The following is a 21,692-nucleotide window of genomic DNA, read 5'->3' on the forward strand; positions in this document are numbered from 1 at the left end:
TGGTGGAGACTAGGAGAGTCGAACTCCTGACCTCCTGCGTGCAAAGCAGGCGCTCTACCAACTAAGCTAAGTCCCCAGCTTATATCATTTACGTATCTTTAACTCTGTACTCATTAATCTATTCGTCAGAATGGTGGGTCTGACAAGACTTGAACTTGTGACCCCACGCTTATCAAGCGTGTGCTCTAACCAACTGAGCTACAGACCCTGAGAAAGTTTTAAAGCACCGCTTTAAAAGTTTCGCAAGACAAACAGCTTCGCTGTGCGTAGTGTTTGATTCTCGCTCTTTTTTTAAAAGCTTCTCTCTAAATCTTTTTCATTCAGATACCAGAAGAACAACTTGTTGTGGATTCTTACCAATCAACCAATCTTTTCGTTAAGGAGGTGATCCAGCCGCAGGTTCCCCTACGGCTACCTTGTTACGACTTCACCCCAGTCATCGGCCACACCGTGGTGAACGTCCTCTTTGCAGTTAGACTATCCACTTCTGGTGCAACAAACTCCCATGGTGTGACGGGCGGTGTGTACAAGGCCCGGGAACGTATTCACCGCGGCATTCTGATCCGCGATTACTAGCGATTCCGACTTCATGGAGTCGAGTTGCAGACTCCAATCCGGACTACGATCGGCTTTTTGAGATTAGCATCCTATCGCTAGGTAGCAACCCTTTGTACCGACCATTGTAGCACGTGTGTAGCCCTGGTCGTAAGGGCCATGATGACTTGACGTCGTCCCCGCCTTCCTCCAGTTTGTCACTGGCAGTATCCTTAAAGTTCCCACCCAAAGTGCTGGCAAATAAGGAAAAGGGTTGCGCTCGTTGCGGGACTTAACCCAACATCTCACGACACGAGCTGACGACAGCCATGCAGCACCTGTATGTAAGTTCCCGAAGGCACCAATCCATCTCTGGAAAGTTCTTACTATGTCAAGACCAGGTAAGGTTCTTCGCGTTGCATCGAATTAAACCACATGCTCCACCGCTTGTGCGGGCCCCCGTCAATTCATTTGAGTTTTAGTCTTGCGACCGTACTCCCCAGGCGGTCTACTTATCGCGTTAGCTGCGCCACTAATCCCTCAAAGAGACCAACGGCTAGTAGACATCGTTTACGGCATGGACTACCAGGGTATCTAATCCTGTTTGCTCCCCATGCTTTCGTACCTCAGCGTCAGTGTTAGGCCAGATGGCTGCCTTCGCCATCGGTATTCCTCCAGATCTCTACGCATTTCACCGCTACACCTGGAATTCTACCATCCTCTCCCACACTCTAGCTAACCAGTATCGAATGCAATTCCCAAGTTAAGCTCGGGGATTTCACATCCGACTCAATTAGCCGCCTACGCACGCTTTACGCCCAGTAAATCCGATTAACGCTCGCACCCTCTGTATTACCGCGGCTGCTGGCACAGAGTTAGCCGGTGCTTATTCTGCGAGTAACGTCCAGTACCTGGTAGTATTAATACCAGTACCCTCCTCCTCGCTTAAAGTGCTTTACAACCATAAGGCCTTCTTCACACACGCGGCATGGCTGGATCAGGGTTCCCCCCATTGTCCAATATTCCCCACTGCTGCCTCCCGTAGGAGTCTGGGCCGTGTCTCAGTCCCAGTGTGGCGGATCATCCTCTCAGACCCGCTACAGATCGTCGCCTTGGTAGGCCTTTACCCCACCAACTAGCTAATCCGACTTAGGCTCATCTATTAGCGCAAGGTCCGAAGATCCCCTGCTTTCTCCCGTAGGACGTATGCGGTATTAGCATCCCTTTCGAAATGTTGTCCCCCACTAATAGCCAGATTCCTAAGTATTACTCACCCGTCCGCCGCTAAGATCAGTAGCAAGCTACCTCTCTCCGCTCGACTTGCATGTGTTAAGCCTGCCGCCAGCGTTCAATCTGAGCCATGATCAAACTCTTCAGTTAAAATCATTTCGCACCTTATTAAAGACAAGGTGCCAATTCTGGCTCATCAATTACTGACAAATTCTCTCAAATAAACTTCGAGTAATTTAAACCAATCAATTAATGATAATATTTCGATCAATCAATTAGTAAAAATCCACACAAGTTGTTCTTCTATATTCTTAATGATCTTCTTCATGCTTCGTCAGCATCAAGCTAGGTCGGCTATATTACTCTCAATCTCTTAAAAGTCAACAGGCAATTTAGATATTTTTAAAACTCATTTTACTCAACCAAAATATCAATCAAATCCCTCAAGACCCAACCAACACCCTGTTTTTCAACAAGTTTTTATCCGCTTCACCGCCGATGAGTGCGCATTCTACAGCATTATCAGTTCTTCGCAAGCCTTATTCTGGTTTTTAATTTTCAAGTGCTTATCTTTTAAACCAAATTAAACATAAATACATGATTTTAATTGTTTAATTTATTTTAGTTTTTTAAGTAAGCTAAAATCATTTTCGATAACTCATTCTTAAGTTGCTGTTCTTCAATCAAAAAATCATTATTACTGACGTAGCGCATCATGGTAAATAAAGTGCTATTAATAATTACAAAGGATTTATGTTTTAGGGTTTCAAAGTCCCACTCTCGATCAAAACGATTAAATACATATAAACCAACTTCAAAAAAATGTTGTTCTAAAACCTGAGCGGCTTTTGAATGGTTATAGCCATGCCAGTGTTTAAGCACTTCAATAAAAAAGCCCTGATCGGCTTTCATCATATCAAAACCGAATTGAACACTCAGTGGAATAATCTCTTCAATCGTGAGCTGTTCTTGTGTCACCACAAGCTGTTTAAGCGCCTGCCCTAATGTTTCACTTTTGCGCAACAGTAATTCCTGAACAATTTGTTCTTTATTTTCAAAATATTGATAAATTGATCCGACACTAATTCCTGAACGCTCTGCAATTTTAGGTGTCGTGAGTTGCAACAGCCCATATTCAGCAATACATAATTGGGCTGCATGTAAAACAGTATCAACCAAATAAATGGCGCGTTGTTGTTGTGGCTGCTTTCTCATGGGATGTTCTTTTCAAGATGCGAATTGAATACGAATAATTATTCGTATTAGAGTTTGATTAAACTATAATCAGGCACAAACTTCAAATGCAAAATACAACCCCCTCAAGATTATCTTCTTTTGAACGCATGTCCGAGCAGAGCTGGTTGAGTCGTGTTTTATCACGCATCAATAAACGTCCGATTCAACCCAGCTTTGAGGAATACACCGCACTGGGGCAGGCCTTGCAGTCGGGCGATCAAGAGATGGATCAGCTCATACTCTGGATGATGAAAAATCCACGTTTACATCGTCAGTTCTTTGAAACAGCCTTGTTTCAGGGCATTGAGCAACTTCCAGAGTCGATCCCAGAACTTGAGCATTTCTTCGCACATGTCACCCAAGCGCCTGTTTGGCTGGAACAAGATAAGATCGATGCTGCATTAGCTTTTACACATAAATTAGGTATCAATAATGGTTTTATTCTTCGGGACTTATCACTTATGGCGGGTTATTTATATCCTGGATTTAATCAACCTTTGATGCTCACTGGTGCCTTAAAAAAACAGGCAGGAACACGCTTGGCTGAAACCACCAAGTGGTGGGTTGATATTACTGAACCTAATAGTTTACAACGTTTTAATGCAGGTTTTACCTCAACCATTTATGTACGGTTTATTCATGCATTAGTCCGTCATCAGTTAGGTAAATCAGAACGTTGGGATGCCCGTACTTGGGGCTTACCGATTAATCAGTTTGATCTGGCCATGACCAATATTGCTTTTAGTGGCGTGGTATTACTCGGAATTCGTGCGCTGGGAATTTTACCCAATCAACAAGAAGTCGAAAATTTTCTGCATTTTTGGAAATATATTGGTTGGCTAATGGGCGTCGATGAAAAATGGCTGGTGGATCAGGAAAGTGAGGGTTGGCGATTGTTGTATTGGATGCAATTTGCCCATCCCCAATCTGATGATTCCAGTTTTGCACTTGGACAGAGTTTATCGAAAGAGCCTTTTGAACGGCGTTATCGTTATCTTCGCCCCTTACAACAAAAAATAGCTTATCGACAACATCTGCAAGTGACTCAGTTTTTTATTGGTCGAAAGCGTATGCAAAAGTTAGGCTTAGAACATGGTTCAGCGGCTTGGTTTGCTTATTATCTGATGATTCGCAATTTGGTGTTATATACAGGGGCTAAATTTGTGCCCAAACTGGATCAAACTTTGCGAGAAAAAGGACGAAATATTCAAAAACTGGGACTAGCTTTATATCAAAGTGAATCGAAACAATTGGCCAGTATGCATCAATAAGACAAGAGGGAGTTTAAACTCCCTCTTGTCTTTTAACGAACGCTTTTAATGTGAAGATGATGGGTCATGTTGATGATCCATCGGCATATCTTTCATATCCATCGGCATAGCATCATTTTTTTCAGACTCAGACTGCATCTGATGCTGCATTTGCATCTGCTTTTGTTTGTGCATTGGCATATAGTCAGGCTCATTATTCATTGCCAAATAAAATACCCACATAAACAAAAAGGCTAAAATAATCGCGATGATCAGGAGTTTCCAACCCCAAATCGATTTTTCGGGTGACAGTTTTTCACGCATGGACATTCTCCATAAAATTGAAACGATGTTTATATCCAGAAAATCAGAATTTCATACTGACACGCGCCCAGTAGTTACGACCAATGTTATTGAACTGTTCATTGGCAGCATAACCGAACAAGGCAGCACCCGATTTATTCAAGTGTTCGCTATAGGCTTTATCGAGTAGGTTATCAATCCCGACTGAGAAGTCGAGTGCTTCACTGTACTTGTATGTTGCATTCATGGCTAGCGTCGAAAAGGCTTTGCTTTTCCCCATATCATAGCCCACGATATTACCGTCGTTTAGGCTAATCCGATTCTGTTCAGCAACGGCGCGCCATAACAGACCTAAGCTGTATTTTTCCTGTACATAACGTAGATTCAAACGCCCTTCCAACGGTGCAATTTGCGGTAAGGGCTTATTGTCCGTGGTATTTTCGCCCCATGCATACATCGCTGAAAGATCAGCCTGAAGATGCTCATTAAATTGATAACCCACACCTGCTTCTGCACCTGCAATCGTCGCATCAACATTATTTGCCAATGGATACATTTGACTTGCGTTTGGCGCATTATATCTGACCAGAATAAAATCATTGATCAACCCCGCATACGCTGAAGCCCATGTGTTCCAAGCACCATGTTGCTGCTCAAACCCGATATCCAATTGAGCAGTTTTCTCGGTCTTTAAGTTATTTAAATTATTAACCATTAAATAAGAAGACTGACCCATCATATTGGTTGAACCGTTTCCATGATCCGTCGCGGTGCTATACAGCTCCCAATAATCTGGACTACGTTCAACATAACCTATTCCTGCATAGGTTTTAAAACCATGCTCAGGCAAGGTGCTTTCGATACGAATAAACCCACTTGGATTAGTATCTGTTCGTTCCTGATCATTTTCAGCACTGCCCACTTTGACATGGTCAAAACGTGCACCAGCAACCAGTTTATTGTTTGGATTTAAACGATAGGTCCATTCGCTAAACGCACCATAAGATTCAAAGCGTAAATCTCCATCTAACGGTGGAATTGGATTTGCATCGCGCATGTACATATTGCCCGCATGTTTATTTTCCTGACGATCAACACCAGAAATCACACTAAAATTATCCCACTCTGTAGTGATCGCTGCTCGTGTATTAAGTGTACGGCGCGTGACTTCCATGGCCATAGGCATCATGGGTGGGGTACGCATTTTATAATTATCCATGATGTGATCGTTGTAGCTATAGTCCACTTGAACTTCAACTTTTTTAATCACATCAGTTAGGTTTTTTTGTTCTGCGTGTAATCCTAAACTTTCACGTTGAAACTGTGTTCCGTCCATTGTACGTCCAGCGTATGCCGCTTCGCCATCGCCTTTTCCGCCTTTCAGTTCAATCCATGAATCCTGTGTCGGTTTCCAGCCTAGAGCCAAGTCAGCATTCCAACGTTCCCAATTAGAATGAACCTTGTCACCATTGCCATCCTGATAATCATTGGCTACTGAACGATTGGCATTAATACGCGCATATTTAGTTTCATCGCCAATCGCCGCTTCCACATTATGATCGAGTCGCCCATAAGATCCCATCAAGACACTGGCCTGACCACGATAAGGTTGATTGGCCGTTAAATTTTCTGGTTCCCGATCAAAAATCACGGTCGCCGCAGAACCTGTATTGGCATATTGAACCGTTTGTGGCCCTTTGATCACAGTAATTCGATCATAACTTTCTGGATTAATATAGGAAGTGGGCGCATCCATACGCGCTGGACAAGCACCCAGATTTTCTGTGCCATCTGTCAAAATTTTGATGCGCGAACCAAACATGCCACGAAAGGTGACATCACCATTAGTTCCACCATTTTTAATCGCATTAAAGCCCATAATGCTTTGTAAATAATCGGCACCATCGGTCGCAGGTACAGGCTGGATCGGCTGCTTGGGATTCGCTTGAACCATTAAACCATTTGATAGGCGATTATCCTGAGCCGTCACCACGATGGGTGCCATTTTCTTAGTTTGAATATCATCTTCTGCAAACACGCCACTTGAGCTTAGGGCGATCAAAACCGCAGCCGAAAGCGGCTGTAATAAAAATTGAGTTTGAGTCATGTCTGTTTATCTCAAAACATAAATACGGAGTGGCCTAAACTGCGCAAAAACAGCTTAAGCATGATGTAAGCTTTAAAACCTAGAAAGCTAAAGGTATTTAGTTATGCGAAAACAGGCGGGGCTCGACCCTGAGGTAGTAAAAAAAGTCGCTGAAGCGCGAAGTAAATATGCCGAAACGTTTGTTGATATGCCAATAAGCGAATCTGAATCCGGACTAAAACTTCTTTAACTTCGAGTTCAGGAGGTAACACTAGATTGCCATAGACCGTACAATACTGACATTGATGATTCAGATCATGATGGTCATGACCCTGTACAGGCTTGGATGGTGCAGACATATCATGATGCATATGCTGCATCGCTGAAAGCGAGGAATGATCAGAAGAAGATGATGCAGTTAACCTTAACGCTTGGGTAATAGTTTCACAGACCGGAGCAATTTGATATTGCTTCGGTAATAGCGGTTGTAAAAATACCGCGACCTGTAAAAATACTGCGGTAAAACCCAGCAGCAACCCTGTGCGTAACAGCAAAACGTTCATCTCAACATTTTTTCGTCGGCAAGTATAACAAAGCCCAATCAAAATTGGGCTTTTAGTACAACAGCTTTTGCCAAAATTAGCGTTTTACTGCCACTTTTTCACGTTGACGCACCACTTTTTCAACTTTTTCACGCGCTCGTTGACGTTTTAGTGGCGATAAATAATCCACAAATAACTTGCCATTTAAGTGATCCATTTCATGTTGGATACAAACAGCGAGAAGTTCGTCAGCCTCCAACTCAAATGCTTGACCATCAAGGTTAATTGCCTCTATTTTGACACGTGACGGACGCTCAACTTTATCGTATATTTGAGGCACTGAGAGACAGCCTTCTTCGTACGGCTGAGTTTCTTCGGTGAGTGGGGTAACTTTGGGGTTAATAAATACCATGGGTTGGTCTTTATTTTCAGACAAATCCATGACAATCAGTTGAATATGACGATCTACTTGTGTCGCAGCCAAACCAATACCTGGTGCTTCATACATAGTTTCAAACATATCAGCTGCAAGTTGACGAATTTCATCGGTCACTTCTTCAACTGGCTTAGCAATGGTGCGCAGGCGGGGATCTGGGAAACTTAAAATAGGTAATAAGGCCATATGGTTATCCTCACTTATGCCATTGATCGAAAAACCAATGAAGAAAAAGCTTCATCAAAAAAATGTGTGTATTGTGCTGATTATAACGCAACTACACACATAATTTTTAGGAATTATGATAATGAAAAAGGTTTTGCACGGCATTCGATCATTTAATGCCTTGGGGTTGAAAAAACATTGTATCGCTGTGGCGATTTGCGCTGGACTCGGGATGACGGGACTCAGTGCAACCTACGCAGCAAGTCCAAACGTGAATCCACCTTCACTCAGAGCAAGCGCACCAAATGTTTATGTCGTTAAAAAAGGCGATACATTGTGGGATATTTCAGGAAAATTTCTGGATAAACCTTGGCGCTGGCCTGAAATCTGGGCAAGCAATAAACACGTTAAGAACCCGCACTGGATTTATCCCGGTGATCGCTTGTTGTTATGTACGCTAGATGGACGTCCACTGGTAGGCCGTGACGAAGGTGATGGTTGTGAAGGTATTATCCGTCGTTATTCGGGACGAACCACGCTACAGCCTCAAGTTCGTATTGAACAACTCAGTAATACGATTCCTGTGATTCCACTGGACAATATCAAACAATGGTTAGATCGTACCGCCATTGTCGCGAGTGACAGTATCGAAAATACACCTTATATTTTAGGGACAGCAGATCAGCGTGTACTGGCAGGTAAAGGGCAAAATGTTTATGTACGCGGTCAGGGCCTAACTTCGGGTCAACGCTATGCGGTCTATCGTAAAGGCGAACCTTATGTGCTGACAGATGCAAATGGCAAAAAACACACCGTGGGCTTGGAATTACTGCAAGTCGCTTCAGGTATTGTGACTCAAGTCGACCATGATATTGCCACCATGGAACTGACCGATAGCTACAATGCTGAAGTTCGTCGTGGTGATCTGGTCATGTTTGAACAAGAAGCCATGTTACCAACTTTGTTCTATCCAACAGAAGCCAATCAGGTGACTCAAGGTGGACAGATCATTCGGGTAATGGGTTCAATCGGTTCTGCTGCTAAAAATAGTGTAGTCACCATTGATCGTGGTCGTCTGGATGGTGTGCAATCAGGTCATGTTTTTGCAATTTATCAACAAGGTGAAACGGTTCAGGACCCTAAAACCAAAGAAAGAATCAAATTACCAAATCAGAAAGTCGGAACCTTGATGGTATTTAGAACTTTTGACCAACTAAGCTATGCCTATGTGTTAGAAAGTTCCCTACCGATTAAAGTGGGTGCTGAGATTTTGCCTCCCCGTCTTGACGATTAAAAACCCATCTTATGCTAAACAATTTGAATCCTCATCACTACCACACCATTGCGGTGTGGTATCTGGTGCAACATTCTCTTTCTGCATTTCAAAAAATCAAACATCATTTTGGTGATTGTGAACAAGCCATGTTGCCCCAACATTTGGCGCAGTGGTCACAGTTGGGCTTACATGCCAGTCATCTGAAACGTGTTCAAGAATATCAAAGCGATGCTGGTCAACAGGATTTTGCTAGACTGATTAATTTGGTAAAACAGTACACCGATTTTATTGTTACACCCGATGATACACTATACCCATCGCAACTGCTTCCTTATGAAGATCGCCCACCGATTATTTTTGGGCAGGGTAAAGTTGATGCCTTACTACAACCACAAATTGCAATTGTAGGTAGCCGCAAACCTAGTCCACATGGTCGACAGGTCGCTTATGATTTTGCTTTTTATTTAAGTGAAAAAGGCTTCTTTGTTAGTAGCGGTCTGGCACATGGGATTGATGAAGCAGCACATCAGGGTGGTTTACAGCATCAGCGTAGTATCGCGGTCATGGGTACGGGTCTGGATACGACTTATCCGACAGCCAATCAAGATTTACGCCAACAAATAGCACAACAAGGTGCAGTCATTAGTGAATTTTTACCGCAAACCTTGCCCTTACAACGTCATTTTCCACGGCGTAACCGAATCGTGAGTGGCTTAAGTCTGGGAGTACTGGTGGTTGAAGCCAAACAGCAAAGCGGCTCATTAATCACCGCCAATGAAGCAGCCAAACAAGGCAAACTCATTTTTGCGATTCCAGGGCATATTTATAGCGAATTTCATCAAGGTTGCCATCAACTGATTCGGGAAGGTGCAATTTTGGTTGATCATCCTGAACAGATCATTGAAGATTTAGCGCTGCCAACACAATGGCAAATCAATCAGCAAGTGCAACCTGACTCAACTGAGCAAACTCATCATATCCCAGAGCATTTAATTGGCTTATATCAACAACTGGATTGGATCGGACAAAGTATCGATCAACTCGCTCAAAACTTTACTGGATCAACTGCCGAATTAACTGGTCAATTGATGGAACTTGAACTCTCGGGACTATGTATGCAACAGGCTGGTTTATATCAACGTTGCCGACCAAACTATTAACGTTCACAATAGCGACTGTTTTTATCCAAGCAGGACATCATCATGCTGACCACCTCCGTTGTAGAAGCAGCACAAAGCTTAAAACAGGGCAATGTGCTTGCCTATCCTACTGAGGCCGTGTGGGGATTAGGTTGCGATCCTTTTAATGAGCAAGCCTTTCATAAAATTCTCAACCTAAAACAACGCCCGATTGAAAAAGGGGTTATTTTACTGGCAGGTCATATCGATCAAGTCCGACCTTTACTTCAGAATCTTGATTCAAAACGACAACATCAGGTGATTCAAAGCTGGACCGATCGCAGCGTGACTGAACGTGCGACCACGTGGCTACTCCCCGTCAATGCAGCACAAATTCCCAAGTGGATTACTGGACAGCACAGCCAAGTCGCGGTAAGAGTGACGACACATGCTTTGTGTATGGCGCTGTGTCATGCATTTAATGGTTTTATTGTCTCCACCAGTGCCAATCCCGCGGGATTAGAACCTGCACGTTCTTTGCAGGATGCGAGTCAATATTTCGACTCAAAAGTTGATTATCTCAATGGTGATTTAGGCTTGAGTCAAGAACCGAGTCGCATTATCGACGCTTTGACAGGGCAAGTTATACGCGCTTAGAGTCATCCTAAGTAGTGATCGTTAATTTGTCTAAATCCAGTTTGCTTATTTAATGCAGAGACATTGATCTTTGAAAATAAAAAAAGCTCAACCATGTAGAATGGTTGAGCATAAAAAAGGATGTTTTTCAATCACATCCAGAGGGTAAACTAAATCTGATCGCAATGACTGATTAGAATTTAAGTCATATTTTGCAATGAATGTATTATGGATGATTCTTTTGTCTTATACAAATATATTATTTATCTTATAAAAACCTATAAATAATGAGCATTATTATTCAATTATACTTAATAATTAAAATTATCATTCTATTTTCATTCATTTTTTTAAAATTTTGAATTTATTGTCATATTTTAAATTTATTTAAAAATCATATAGAAACAACAACCCAACGGCTCTTTAAGCAAATTATTTTAAAAGATTTAACGCTGATGAATAGATCTCTGAATGCGTGATCTATTCATCATTAGGGTTCTTGTTTTTAGAAACCTTAAGGAATAAATGATTTACCTAAAGAGGCAGGCAAATTCATTTGCAGCAATTTTTTATCTCGCGAAATGACCACCAACACTAAAATAGTTGCCAAATAAGGTAAGGATGCCAACAGTTCAACAGGTAGATCTAAACCCAAAGCCTGTGCATGGAACTGTAAAATCGTAACACCGCCAAATAAATATGCACCAATCATCAATCGTGCTGGCTTCCAGACTGCAAATACCACTAGGGCAATCGCAATCCAGCCACGACCTGCCACCATATTTTCCACCCACAGTGGCGTATAGACAGTCGATAAAAATGCACCGCCAATTCCCGCCATTGCACCGACAAACAGAACTGCACCGTAACGAATCAATAAGACGGGATAACCCATGGCATGTGCCGACTCTGGCGATTCTCCAACAGCTTTAAGCAATAAACCCAGCTTAGTTTTTGCCAAAACCCACCAGATCACAAAAAACGTTAAAATCGACAAATACACGACATAGTTTTGATGAAACAAAATCGGGCCAATAAAAGGAATCTCGGAGAGCACTGGAATATCTAGCGCTTTTAAGCCTTCCAGACTGTTACTCACAAAATGTTGTCCCACAAATGCCGATAAACCTACACCAAAAATCGTCAGTGCGAGACCACAGGCTGCCTGATTGGCTGCTAGAGATAATGCCAAAATTGCAAAAATTAAGGCGGCTGCCATCCCTGCGATTGCACCTGCGATTAAACCCGCGGCAGGCCCTAATCCCGTGCTTGCACAAAAAGCAAAACCTGCAATCGCGCCAATCAGCATCATTCCCTCAACGCCTAGATTGATCACACCTGTACGTTCTACCACTAATTCTCCCATCCCTGCAAAGATCAGTGGTGTACCTGCGGCCAGCGTTCCGGCCAGAATTGGAACTAAATCAATCATGTCTGACTCCTAAGCTGTTTCAGTTGATGCAAGGGAAGCTGTATTTTTTTTCATGGTTTTAGACTTGCCAAAACGATAGCGATTTTCGATAAAAGCATCGGCTGCCAGTAAGAAAAACAACAACATGCCCTGAAATAATCCTGTAATTGCGGCAGGGAGTTGTAGATTGAGCTGGGCTGTTTCCCCGCCGATGTAAAGCAGAGCCATCAAGAAGCCTGACAGTACAATTCCAATCGGATTTAATCGACCTAAGTACGCGACAATGATTGCTGCATAGCCATAGCCTGGAGAAATATTAGGATTAAGCTGTCCGACAGGCCCCGCGACTTCACCCACTCCTGCAATACCGGCCATAAAACCTGAAATCATCAAGCTAAACCAAATCGCCTGTTTGGCAGAAAAACCTGCGTAACGTGCCGCATCAGGCGCTTGTCCACCCACTTCGAGCTTATACGCCAGAAAACTGCGTTTACTAAACAACCAAAATGCCAAGACTGCAAAAATGGTGACCACGATCAAGGCATTGATCCGTGTGCCTTCAAATAAAATTGGAAACAAGGTTCCATCATCGAACATTACCGATTGTGGAAAATTCATACCTGCTGGATCTTTCCACGGCCCATTAATTAGGTACAGTAAAATGAAGGTCGCGATATAATTCAGCATTAACGTGGTCAGCGTTTCCTGTGCATTAAAATGGGTTTTTAATAAAGCAGGAATGGCTCCCCACAACGCACCACCGATCGCCCCTGCAATCACCATACATGGCAATACCCAAAATCCTGAAACTCCCTGACAGGCAATGGCCAGTCCACCCCCAAAGATCGCCCCCATAATCAACTGACCTTCGGCACCAATATTGAAAATACGAGCTTTAAATCCAACAGATAAACCTAATGCAATTAAAATTAAGGGACTGGCTTTAATTATCAATTCACTCCAGCCATACCAACTGGATAATGGCTCGATAAAAAACACCTGAAACGCTTCAAGTGGATTTTTCCCTAGAGCCATAAACAGCAAGCCACCAATAGTGAAAGTCGCGACCAGCGCAATGATAGGTGAAAGCCACTTCATTAATGTCGATGGATGATCACGTGGTTCGAGTAAATGCATATATAATCCCCGTTCAAATGAAATGGTCTAAGCTGTTGCGCTTAAAACACTTGAGCTTTCAGCTTGCCGATTTAATCCTGACATCATCAAACCAATGGCTTCTGCATTGGTTTCGCTGACAGGTTGAGCTTGGCTCAGGCGACCTGCCGCCAGAACAGCAATTCGATCACTGATCTCAAATAATTCTTCCAGTTCTTCAGAAATCACGATGATGGCAACCCCTTGACGGGATAAATCAATCAAAGTCTGCCGGATAAAAGCTGCGGCTCCGACATCGACGCCCCAAGTCGGTTGTGCCACCACCATGACCTTTGGCTGTTGTAAAATTTCACGTCCTACAATGAATTTTTGTAGGTTACCTCCCGATAAGGAACGAGCAGCAGCTTCAGTGCCAGAAGCTTTTACTGCAAATTTTTGAATACAGTCCTGTGCAAACTGACGTGCTTTTTCATAACTGACCAGTCCATAACGAACAAAACCTTGTCGAAATGCGGTCAACAATGCATTTTGAGTTAAACTCATGGCAGGCACTGCGCCACGTCCCAGACGTTCTTCGGGGACAAAGCCAAAACCCAATGCACGGCGTTGTCCTGCATTTAAATTCCCAATCGCACGACCTTCTAACAGGACACAATCTTTGGCTGTGGTGATTTCACCAGACAAAGCGGTCAAAAGTTCAGCCTGACCGTTTCCAGAAATCCCTGCAATCCCTAAAATTTCACCTGTTTTTACACTGAGCTGAATATTCTCAAGGGATGTCCCAAAAATATCGGGTGCCTGTACATTGAGCTGTTTGACTTCAAATATGGGCAGACTTTCACCTGTATAAACTGGATGTTCGTAAGCAGGAAGATCACGACCTATCATCATTTTGGCCAAACTAGCGGTACTTTCTTGTTTTGGAATGGCCGTGCCTGTAACCTTTCCACCACGTAAAATAGTGGCACAGTCACAGAGCGTTTTTATCTCATTGAGTTTATGACTGATATATAAAATTGATACGCCTTCGCTGGCCAGACGGCGTAGGGTTTCAAATAAGGTCAACACTGCTTGAGGCGTCAGCACTGAAGTCGGTTCATCTAAAATGAGCAATGATGGGTTTTGTAATAGGCAACGAACAATTTCAACCCGTTGTCGTTCCCCGACCGATAAACTATAAACGGTTCTTTTTGGATCGATAGGCAATCCATATTTTTCAGACACCTCAATCACGCGTTTGGATAAGGCGTTTAGATCAAATTTTTCATCCAAGCCCAATGCAATATTTTCCACAACGGTCAGGGTTTCAAATAACGAGAAATGCTGATAGACCATCCCAATACCCAAACGTCGGGCTGCGGCAGGACTTTCGATACTCACCGAACGACCATTCCAGACAATTTCTCCTTCATCGGCTTTGACAGCACCATAAATAATCTTCATCAGGGTGCTTTTACCTGCGCCATTTTCTCCAAGCACTGCATGGATTTCACCTGGTGCGACCTGTAAGCTAATTTGATCATTGGCGACTAAGCTGCCATAGCGCTTGGTAATATTGATCAGTTCCAGACGATTTTGCTGCATAATAGGCGTTGACTTGTTGCTCGTCGTATTGAAGACAGGATCAACAGAGACTGTATCGGAAGGTAGTGCCATCATGTCATCTCTTTGGTTCAGGTGATTGAAATGAAGCAAGGGACATGCCATGCTAAAATCACATTGCTTTGGTAGATATAGATCATTTAAAAAATAAAATAATGATCAGCTTCAGGCTTACCTCAAGACCAGAACCCCTGATGGGCTTGTGCTGCTTCTTCACTTAAACACGGTCCAATCACTTGTATAGCTCGTTGTCCACTGGCAAAGACCTGTCGGCAAGGTAAAGACAAGGTTGGATTTTCTGGATGATTACCCGTGATTTCGAGTAATTGACCCTCACTCATGCCATAAACCACGCGACCAATGCCCGTCCAATAAATAGCACCTGAACACATCGCGCAGGGTTCTGCATTGGTATATAACGTGCAACCTCGAAGCTGTTCTAAGGGTAACAGTCGCGCAGCCTGTCCTGCGGCTACAGTTTCTGCATGGCGAGTCGGATCACCTGTGGGTGGTAATGAGTTATTGCCTGCCTGTGTCACGATTTCCCCTTGTGCATTCACGACAATTGCAGCAAAGGGATGTAAGCCTTGTTGTTTGGTTTGTTCTGCCAGTTCAAAGGTTTTTCTTAAAAAAAACAGGTCTTGAGCTGTGGCCTGATCATGTGTTGTCATTTCGCTGTCCCTTGGGATTCAATGGCGTTTGAGCATGAGCATGGAGCGTAAACAAGCTAAGGTCTTGTTGCTTACGCTCAACCTGCATCCTCAATACATTTTAGAAGTGGTAGTCCACACGAACCATTGGAGTACTGGCTGTTGCGCCTTTTCCTGCAAAACCATCGGTATCATTGCCGAATTTATTTTTCCAGTACTCATAACCTGCACCAGCACGCAACTTACTGCCTTTAAGACCTATCACTGAACTTAGGTCATACATCACCCGTGCATCGATATGGGTTTCAGCTTTGGTATCGCCACCCGATTCATTTTTTCCTTTAGAGTCAATCCAGAGTGCATAACCTTCAAAAGATAATGGTGTTTTTGCAATCGGAATGCCCCAAGTGAATTGAGCTGCTGCATGTGTATCGTAAGTATAGCGACCAGAAGAATAGCCAAAACGTGGTGTATCTGAGGAAGGATCATTACTTTCAAATAATGCCAAGATGCTAAAATCTAGAAAGCCAGGCACATCAAATTGAATCGTTGGTCCAACCACCCACATCCGCTTTTTAGAACTATAACTATCATTTTTGGTATTCCAGTCCAACCCTGCTGTTAAACCTGCGCCACGAATGTAGCCTGGTACAGATAAGTTGGTTTTGGTGATTGCACCTAAATCCAGATAGCGACGGATAACCACATAAGCTTCCTGAGTGCCTTTATTGTTGGATTGCGTGCTATTTGGCTCATCATTAGACTGAAGCAAGTCGACATTAAAGAAATTTGAACCATATTTATCGCCACTGGCATGGGTCAGGTTAAAAATTTGTTTGGTAATATCAGTACGGCTGCCATCTGCATCATTTTTATACGGTTCAGCAAATTGAGTGCCGTAGCGCCAACCAATCGAAGTATCACTCCATGTTGCGGCCTGTGCAGATTGCATGACACCTACTCCCCCTAGAATAGTCGCCATAGCAGTCATTAACGTTTTAAGTGCATTACCTTGTTGTAATACTTTCATTACACATTTCCCCTTATCACCTTGTTAAGATCAAAGCGCACAATATTCGTTTCAAGATACTGATTGATTGCTTTGTTAAAATCACGTTTGCCCCAATGCAAAACGATCTGACTTAGAGATAAAGGCAAATTTCCTACCAAAGATTGGCATATTAAAAATGTACAATGTTGCTTATGTTAAAATAGATATAAACCCGCAATTCAGTCTTTTTTTAATCGAATTTCATGAAAATACAGAGCATTAAAAGCACAGGGCAATAGCTGCACGACCTCCCTGTGCTTGAACGTAAGTGATTGAGAGAATGAAACTGCGAAGAATTAATTAATTGACCACATGACTATCATTTCTCAGCACCGAAATCACCAAATCACGGAACCAACGAAATTCAGGAGAGCGGTGCTGGCGTTCATGCCAAAGTAGATAATAAGAAATTTTAGGAAACTGAATCGGTGCTGTCGAAATCGTCAACGGCAATAATGCACTATAATGGCGAGAAAATGAGCGCGGTGCAGAAAAAATCGCGTCAAGTTGTAGCAACATGTACGGAATCATCCCAAAATACGGAATAAATGCCACAATATTACGTTTCAGTCGTTCTTTAGATAAATGTAAATCGATGACACCACGCTGGCCAACCGTATAAGGCGTGGGTGCAATATGATCAGCATTTAAATAATCATCCATGGATAAAGGTTTGTTGGCGAGTGGGTGTAACTTACGCATCAGGCAAACGACTTCATCTTCAAACAGTGGCGCAAGCCGTAAATATTCTGGGGGTTGTGGCCAATTGCCAATCACCGCATCATACATGCCACTTTCCAGTGCATGGGCATAATCCACATTGTGTCCCATCGAATGCATAATCACCGTACAATGCGGAGCTTCCACATGAATCCTACGCAGGATTTCACCAATCGCGATCGGATTTAAATAATCGGATGCCGCCAGATTAAACACTTGGCGCGATTGCGCAGGATCAAAATTGACTTGCTGAGTCGCGATCAGTTCGAGTTGGCTAAGTACCTGACTCACAGGCTCAAGTAGAGATAATCCGCGCTCAGTTGGTGTCATGCCATTTCGACTACGCACCAAGAGCTGATCGCCCGTAATTTCCCTGAGTTTTTTTAAAGCAGTACTAATGGCAGGTTGTGATTGATTCAGTCGTTTGGCTGCATTAGATACACTTTTTTCAGTCAAGAGCACATATAACACTTGCAATAAATGTGCATCCAACGCTTCCCATTTGTTTGTAGGATGAATCACCAAGCTGTCCTTATTTTACTAAAACGAAGTTTATAGGCAAAATTTATACCATCTCTGGCATGCAATAGAACAGCACTATTCACAATGATGAAAATAAAAACTGTTTTTTTATGAATTATTTCAATTGACAGCCAATAAACCCGCCATGGGAATAAAGTGGCTTTGATGACGAATACGATTGATCCAGCGACGAATATGCAAAAATGGCACTAAGCTCAGTCCAGCATCCCACGCCAGCGCGACTTGTGGAAAGATCATCAAGTCAGCAATCGTGGGTTGTGAGCCCAATAAATAGCCCTGCCCAATAACGGTTTGCTCACATAAGTGATCATCTAATTCGCGTAATTGTTGTGTTGCCTGTTGGATCAGCTGTTCCTCATTAGATAAAAATTGATCGACCGACAAATTCGCCTGACGTAAGATTCCTAAACTGAGTTTAAGTGTTTCATTAAAATCAGACCAACCCTGTATTTGTGATGACAAATTTTCAGGCATCCATTGCGATTGAGTTTGTGTTATTTCAAGCAGTTGTTTAAAAATAGGCATCAACCCAGAACGGTTTGACGTGGAATCGAACAAAACTGGACATTCAAATTTGCGCTCCAGTTGCTCGACATCTGCATAGATGGATTGATAAGGGAGCTGTAAAAACTCAAGTAGCAAACGAACGCTGTAACAATCCGTGGATAATGGATCATCTGCGAGTTGAAAAGCCGTTTGTGATTGATTTAAGTTCATGCCACATGCCCCCTGTGGGTGTTTTGATGTACACCATAACTCCAGTTTTTCGCGATCAACCATTTACGATAGGCGGTCGCCAGTGCATCGGCTTTAGTTGGAATTTCCAATTTTTCAAGTGGAAGTTTCAAAGGCAGATGATTTTCCAGAATCGGTTTATCCTGTGTAAAAATTTTCTGCTGAAACAATACCATATCGGTCATGCTACTGGTCTGATCATCCAGAATCATGAGTAAATGCGCCCGAATATGAGTTTCACTCAAGGGTTGAATAAACAGACACACCACATCGGCAGGAATAATTCCCTCAGCCGCAGTATTCACTTTATATAAAATCGCATTTAAGGGGGAAGCAACACGATAAACATATTCAGTTTCCTGTGGCTGAGGAGAACTCGGTGCAGCAAGCGGTTGAGTAAAAAAACATTCCGTTGCCCAAATTTCATCGACCTCTTCACGCCATTCAACTTGATAAGGTTTGACGGCGGTTTCTGGTTCAGCGCCCAATATCCCTGTATGTACGTAAGGAAAATGTGCCATATCCAGAAAATTTTCAATACCACGCAATGGCGAAGTCCGCACACCATAAGCGCCACAGGGTACACGGCGGGCGGCGGCAACATCATATTCTTGTAGCTGAAATAGTGGTTTTTTCTCAGTACCAATACACAACCAGACAAAGCCATAAGCCGCTTGTACTGCAATATCTGATGGAGCAATATCGAGTGCATCAAATCGAATCTGATACACTTTTTCAGCATGGATAATATCTTGCTGGATCGTCAAATTATGACCATCCAGACGAGTTTTGATCTTTTGCTGCTGAACAAACTCCTGTTCAGATGCCACCACAATCCACTCGCCAACCAAGCTTGGTGCAAGTGATGGAAGATGCTGCTGATTAGACATAACTCAATTGCTCCAACTCCAAATCCTGTCGCATCTGATTTAACAGAGGATGACGCTGGGTTGCATGTTCTTCTTGTAATAACATGGCATGTATCGTCACCACATTGGACTGAGTAGGTGTTAAATAAATGCGTAGCGCGGAATCTTTAGCATGACCTTGCCACACTAACCGATTGTGACTAACGCAGTCACTTATCCCCAGTTCAGATAGATAATCCTGTACCTGAGGCAATGTCGTCGACAGTGTTACCGAACCTGCATAAACGAACGGCACCTCCTCCAAAGGAAGATCAGCACAATAATCAGCATCACCGCCATACCAAATCATGCCTGACTTTTCAGTGACAGCATAAGACTTGGCACATAAACTTTTCGGCGCACGTTGATCAGGTTGAGCAGGTATTCGCTGACAATGCCCATCTTCAGCCGCAAACTGCCAACCATGATAGGCACACACGAGACTTTCGCCTTGTACTTGTCCCAGACTTAAACGCACACTGCGATGCGGACAACGATTTTCCCAAATTTGGACATGACCCTGCATAGAGCGCCATACGGCAACATCTTTATCCTCTACCAGAAATTGTTCCACTTCACCCGCTTCGATCAACATCGAAGGAACTAAAGGGATCCATTGTCCTGTGATCATGTCCATCTTCCTCAGAAAAACCATTGACTTAAATTTTACAATTTATTTTGGCAATACGCCCTGAACACCTTGTACATAGAAGTTCATCTTATCCAGTTGTGCTTCGGTATAAATACTGCCTGCTTTCACAAACTCTTTGCCAGCTTGTGTATACAGTGGACCTGCAAATGGATTCAGTTTACCTGCCTTAATGGCATCACGACGAGCCAAAACCATTTTTTTAGCGTCAGCCGAAACTGCTTTTCCAATATTTTCCACATTGACCGTGCCTTCTTTGACACCATAATAAATCGGCGCATTGGTCCATTTGTTCGCAGCAACATCTTTCAGCACTTTTTCATAAATCGGATCCCAATGCAGTACCGCCGCAGCTAATTGCGCATCGCCACCAAATTTACCCATATCCGAATTCCAACCGAGACCCCAAACCCCTTTTTGCTTGGCCGCCTGTACCACTGCTGGCGAATCGGTATTTTGTAATAACACATCGCACCCTTGTGAAATCAAGGCTAAAGCAGCATCACGTTCTTTACCCGGATCAAACCAAGAACTGACCCAGACCACTTGGGTGGTAATTTTTGGATTGACACTACGCGCACCAATAGTAAACGCATTAATATTGCGCACCACTTCTGGAATTGGATACGAACCTACAAAACCAATTTTACCAGTCTTGCTCTTACTTCCCGCCAATACACCAAGCAAATACGCACCCTGATAAGTACGAATATTATAGTTGCCCATATTTTTGCCAGATTTATAACCTGTGGCATGCATAAACACCGTATTTGGATAAGTACGTGAGACTTTCTCCATTGCATTCATATAACCAAATGACGTGCCAAAAATGACCTTATTGCCTTGTTGCGCGAGGTTACGAAAAACACGTTCTGCATCACCTGTTTCAGGCACATTGGCCACAAAAGTGGTTTTCACCACCCCTTTAAAATCTTGTTCGGTACGAATACGCGATTGATCATGTGCGTAAGTCCAACCATGATCCCCCGGTGGGCCTATGTAGACAAAAGCAGCTTTGAGCGGATCAGCGGCATGTGCAGTCGTTACGACTGTGGCTGTCGTCGATAAAGCGCCGATAGTGAGTAAACCGCTACTGGCTGCACAAAATGCAGTCTTTTTGAATTTCGAAAATAATTTGGAAAATAAACCCTGTTGGCTTTGATCATGAAGCTGATTTGGATTTTTGTTCATTTCAACAGACATCGCACTACCCCATTTTTGTTATGGTATAAAGACACCAGAAAATAAACTTACGCTGAACCAAAGATTTATTTTCCAGAACACATCAAGCTAAAATGCAACCTTTGCGCCAACATGAGCTGTGTTGTTTTTAATTGATCATTTTTAAATAAAGGTTATATAAAAACTAAAATAGAGCCAATGAATCGATCAAATCAAAATTTAAATAAAACAAAAATAATCAATAGGTTATACAATGCACACATTACAATATGACTTTAGCTTATTGCTTGATAAACGTTTAAGAATCGCCATT

General features: G+C 42.9%; 19 protein-coding genes, 2 tRNA genes and 1 rRNA gene. 4 read left to right on the forward strand and 18 right to left on the reverse strand.

The window, feature by feature from the left end; genetic code table 11:
- The 4 genes from F944_RS00985 to F944_RS01000 form a co-directional block, all read right to left on the reverse strand.
- Nucleotides 1-76: transfer RNA gene (locus F944_RS00985), tRNA-Ala, on the reverse strand.
- A gap of 55 nt (nt 77-131) precedes the next feature.
- Nucleotides 132-208: transfer RNA gene (locus tag F944_RS00990), tRNA-Ile, on the reverse strand.
- Between the two features lie 169 nt (nt 209-377).
- Nucleotides 378-1,914: ribosomal RNA gene (locus F944_RS00995) — 16S ribosomal RNA — on the reverse strand.
- A gap of 471 nt (nt 1,915-2,385) precedes the next feature.
- Entirely contained in the window at nt 2,386-2,979 is a 594-nt protein-coding gene (locus F944_RS01000) for a TetR/AcrR family transcriptional regulator (protein ID WP_004985559.1), read from the reverse strand.
- Nucleotides 2,980-3,065: 86 nt separating this feature from the next.
- Here F944_RS01000 and F944_RS01005 point away from each other — a divergent pair, with 86 nt between their 5' ends.
- Nucleotides 3,066-4,271, forward strand: coding sequence for an oxygenase MpaB family protein (locus tag F944_RS01005; RefSeq protein ID WP_004985562.1), 1,206 nt, complete (start codon nt 3,066-3,068; stop codon nt 4,269-4,271).
- 45 nt (nt 4,272-4,316) lie between these two features.
- On the opposite strand, the gene F944_RS01010 is transcribed toward F944_RS01005, so the two are convergent.
- The 4 genes from F944_RS01010 to def all read right to left on the reverse strand — a co-directional run bounded on the left by F944_RS01010 (nt 4,317) and on the right by def (nt 7,803).
- The gene (locus F944_RS01010; protein WP_004985566.1) at nt 4,317-4,574 is read right to left on the reverse strand and encodes a hypothetical protein; all 258 of its coding nucleotides are present in this window, start codon (nt 4,572-4,574) and stop codon (nt 4,317-4,319) included.
- Nucleotides 4,575-4,617: 43 nt separating this feature from the next.
- A complete protein-coding gene (locus tag F944_RS01015) occupies nt 4,618-6,660 on the reverse strand; it encodes a TonB-dependent copper receptor (protein ID WP_004985567.1) in 2,043 nt (680 codons plus the stop codon).
- Between the two features lie 101 nt (nt 6,661-6,761).
- The gene (locus F944_RS01020) at nt 6,762-7,193 is read right to left on the reverse strand and encodes a DUF2946 family protein (RefSeq protein ID WP_370685012.1); all 432 of its coding nucleotides are present in this window, start codon (nt 7,191-7,193) and stop codon (nt 6,762-6,764) included.
- A gap of 85 nt (nt 7,194-7,278) precedes the next feature.
- Complete coding sequence (gene def, locus F944_RS01025; protein WP_004985572.1) at nt 7,279-7,803, reverse strand: peptide deformylase; 525 nt, start codon at nt 7,801-7,803, stop codon at nt 7,279-7,281.
- 121 nt (nt 7,804-7,924) lie between these two features.
- Here def and F944_RS01030 point away from each other — a divergent pair, with 121 nt between their 5' ends.
- The 3 genes from F944_RS01030 to F944_RS01040 are packed head-to-tail and all read left to right on the forward strand — an operon-like array spanning nt 7,925 to nt 10,833.
- Nucleotides 7,925-9,076: a LysM peptidoglycan-binding domain-containing protein gene (locus tag F944_RS01030; RefSeq protein ID WP_004985575.1), complete on the forward strand. Its 1,152-nt coding sequence runs from the start codon at nt 7,925-7,927 to the stop codon at nt 9,074-9,076.
- Between the two features lie 11 nt (nt 9,077-9,087).
- Nucleotides 9,088-10,218: a DNA-processing protein DprA gene (dprA, locus tag F944_RS01035; protein ID WP_004985578.1), complete on the forward strand. Its 1,131-nt coding sequence runs from the start codon at nt 9,088-9,090 to the stop codon at nt 10,216-10,218.
- A 42-nt stretch (nt 10,219-10,260) separates the two neighbouring features.
- Nucleotides 10,261-10,833: an L-threonylcarbamoyladenylate synthase type 1 TsaC gene (locus tag F944_RS01040; RefSeq protein ID WP_004985579.1), complete on the forward strand. Its 573-nt coding sequence runs from the start codon at nt 10,261-10,263 to the stop codon at nt 10,831-10,833.
- Between the two features lie 493 nt (nt 10,834-11,326).
- Here F944_RS01040 and F944_RS01045 read toward each other — a convergent pair whose 3' ends face one another.
- The 10 genes from F944_RS01045 to F944_RS01090 form a co-directional block, all read right to left on the reverse strand.
- A complete protein-coding gene (locus F944_RS01045; RefSeq protein ID WP_004985582.1) occupies nt 11,327-12,244 on the reverse strand; it encodes an ABC transporter permease in 918 nt (305 codons plus the stop codon).
- A 9-nt stretch (nt 12,245-12,253) separates the two neighbouring features.
- Nucleotides 12,254-13,360, reverse strand: coding sequence for an ABC transporter permease (locus F944_RS01050; protein ID WP_004985584.1), 1,107 nt, complete (start codon nt 13,358-13,360; stop codon nt 12,254-12,256).
- A gap of 27 nt (nt 13,361-13,387) precedes the next feature.
- Entirely contained in the window at nt 13,388-14,998 is a 1,611-nt protein-coding gene (locus F944_RS01055; RefSeq protein ID WP_004985586.1) for an ABC transporter ATP-binding protein, read from the reverse strand.
- A 119-nt stretch (nt 14,999-15,117) separates the two neighbouring features.
- The gene (locus tag F944_RS01060; protein ID WP_004985588.1) at nt 15,118-15,612 is read right to left on the reverse strand and encodes a nucleoside deaminase; all 495 of its coding nucleotides are present in this window, start codon (nt 15,610-15,612) and stop codon (nt 15,118-15,120) included.
- Between the two features lie 100 nt (nt 15,613-15,712).
- Nucleotides 15,713-16,621 (reverse strand): hypothetical protein, encoded by a 909-nt coding sequence (locus tag F944_RS01065; RefSeq protein ID WP_004985591.1) that lies wholly within the window; start codon nt 16,619-16,621, stop codon nt 15,713-15,715.
- A 321-nt stretch (nt 16,622-16,942) separates the two neighbouring features.
- Complete coding sequence (locus tag F944_RS01070; protein WP_004985592.1) at nt 16,943-17,884, reverse strand: LysR substrate-binding domain-containing protein; 942 nt, start codon at nt 17,882-17,884, stop codon at nt 16,943-16,945.
- Between the two features lie 120 nt (nt 17,885-18,004).
- Nucleotides 18,005-18,622 (reverse strand): glutathione S-transferase family protein, encoded by a 618-nt coding sequence (locus F944_RS01075; protein ID WP_004985594.1) that lies wholly within the window; start codon nt 18,620-18,622, stop codon nt 18,005-18,007.
- Entirely contained in the window at nt 18,619-19,530 is a 912-nt protein-coding gene (locus F944_RS01080; RefSeq protein ID WP_004985597.1) for a hypothetical protein, read from the reverse strand. The genes F944_RS01075 and F944_RS01080 overlap by 4 nt, the downstream gene beginning before the upstream one ends.
- Nucleotides 19,523-20,179 (reverse strand): Rieske 2Fe-2S domain-containing protein, encoded by a 657-nt coding sequence (locus F944_RS01085; protein ID WP_004985598.1) that lies wholly within the window; start codon nt 20,177-20,179, stop codon nt 19,523-19,525. Before F944_RS01085 ends, F944_RS01080 begins: the two co-directional genes overlap by 8 nt.
- A 42-nt stretch (nt 20,180-20,221) precedes the next feature.
- A complete protein-coding gene (locus F944_RS01090) occupies nt 20,222-21,400 on the reverse strand; it encodes a BMP family ABC transporter substrate-binding protein (protein WP_004985599.1) in 1,179 nt (392 codons plus the stop codon).
- Between the last annotated feature and the right edge of the window lie 292 nt (nt 21,401-21,692).

The organism is Acinetobacter ursingii DSM 16037 = CIP 107286 (assembly GCF_000368825.1).
GTDB classification, from domain to species: domain Bacteria; phylum Pseudomonadota; class Gammaproteobacteria; order Pseudomonadales; family Moraxellaceae; genus Acinetobacter; species Acinetobacter ursingii.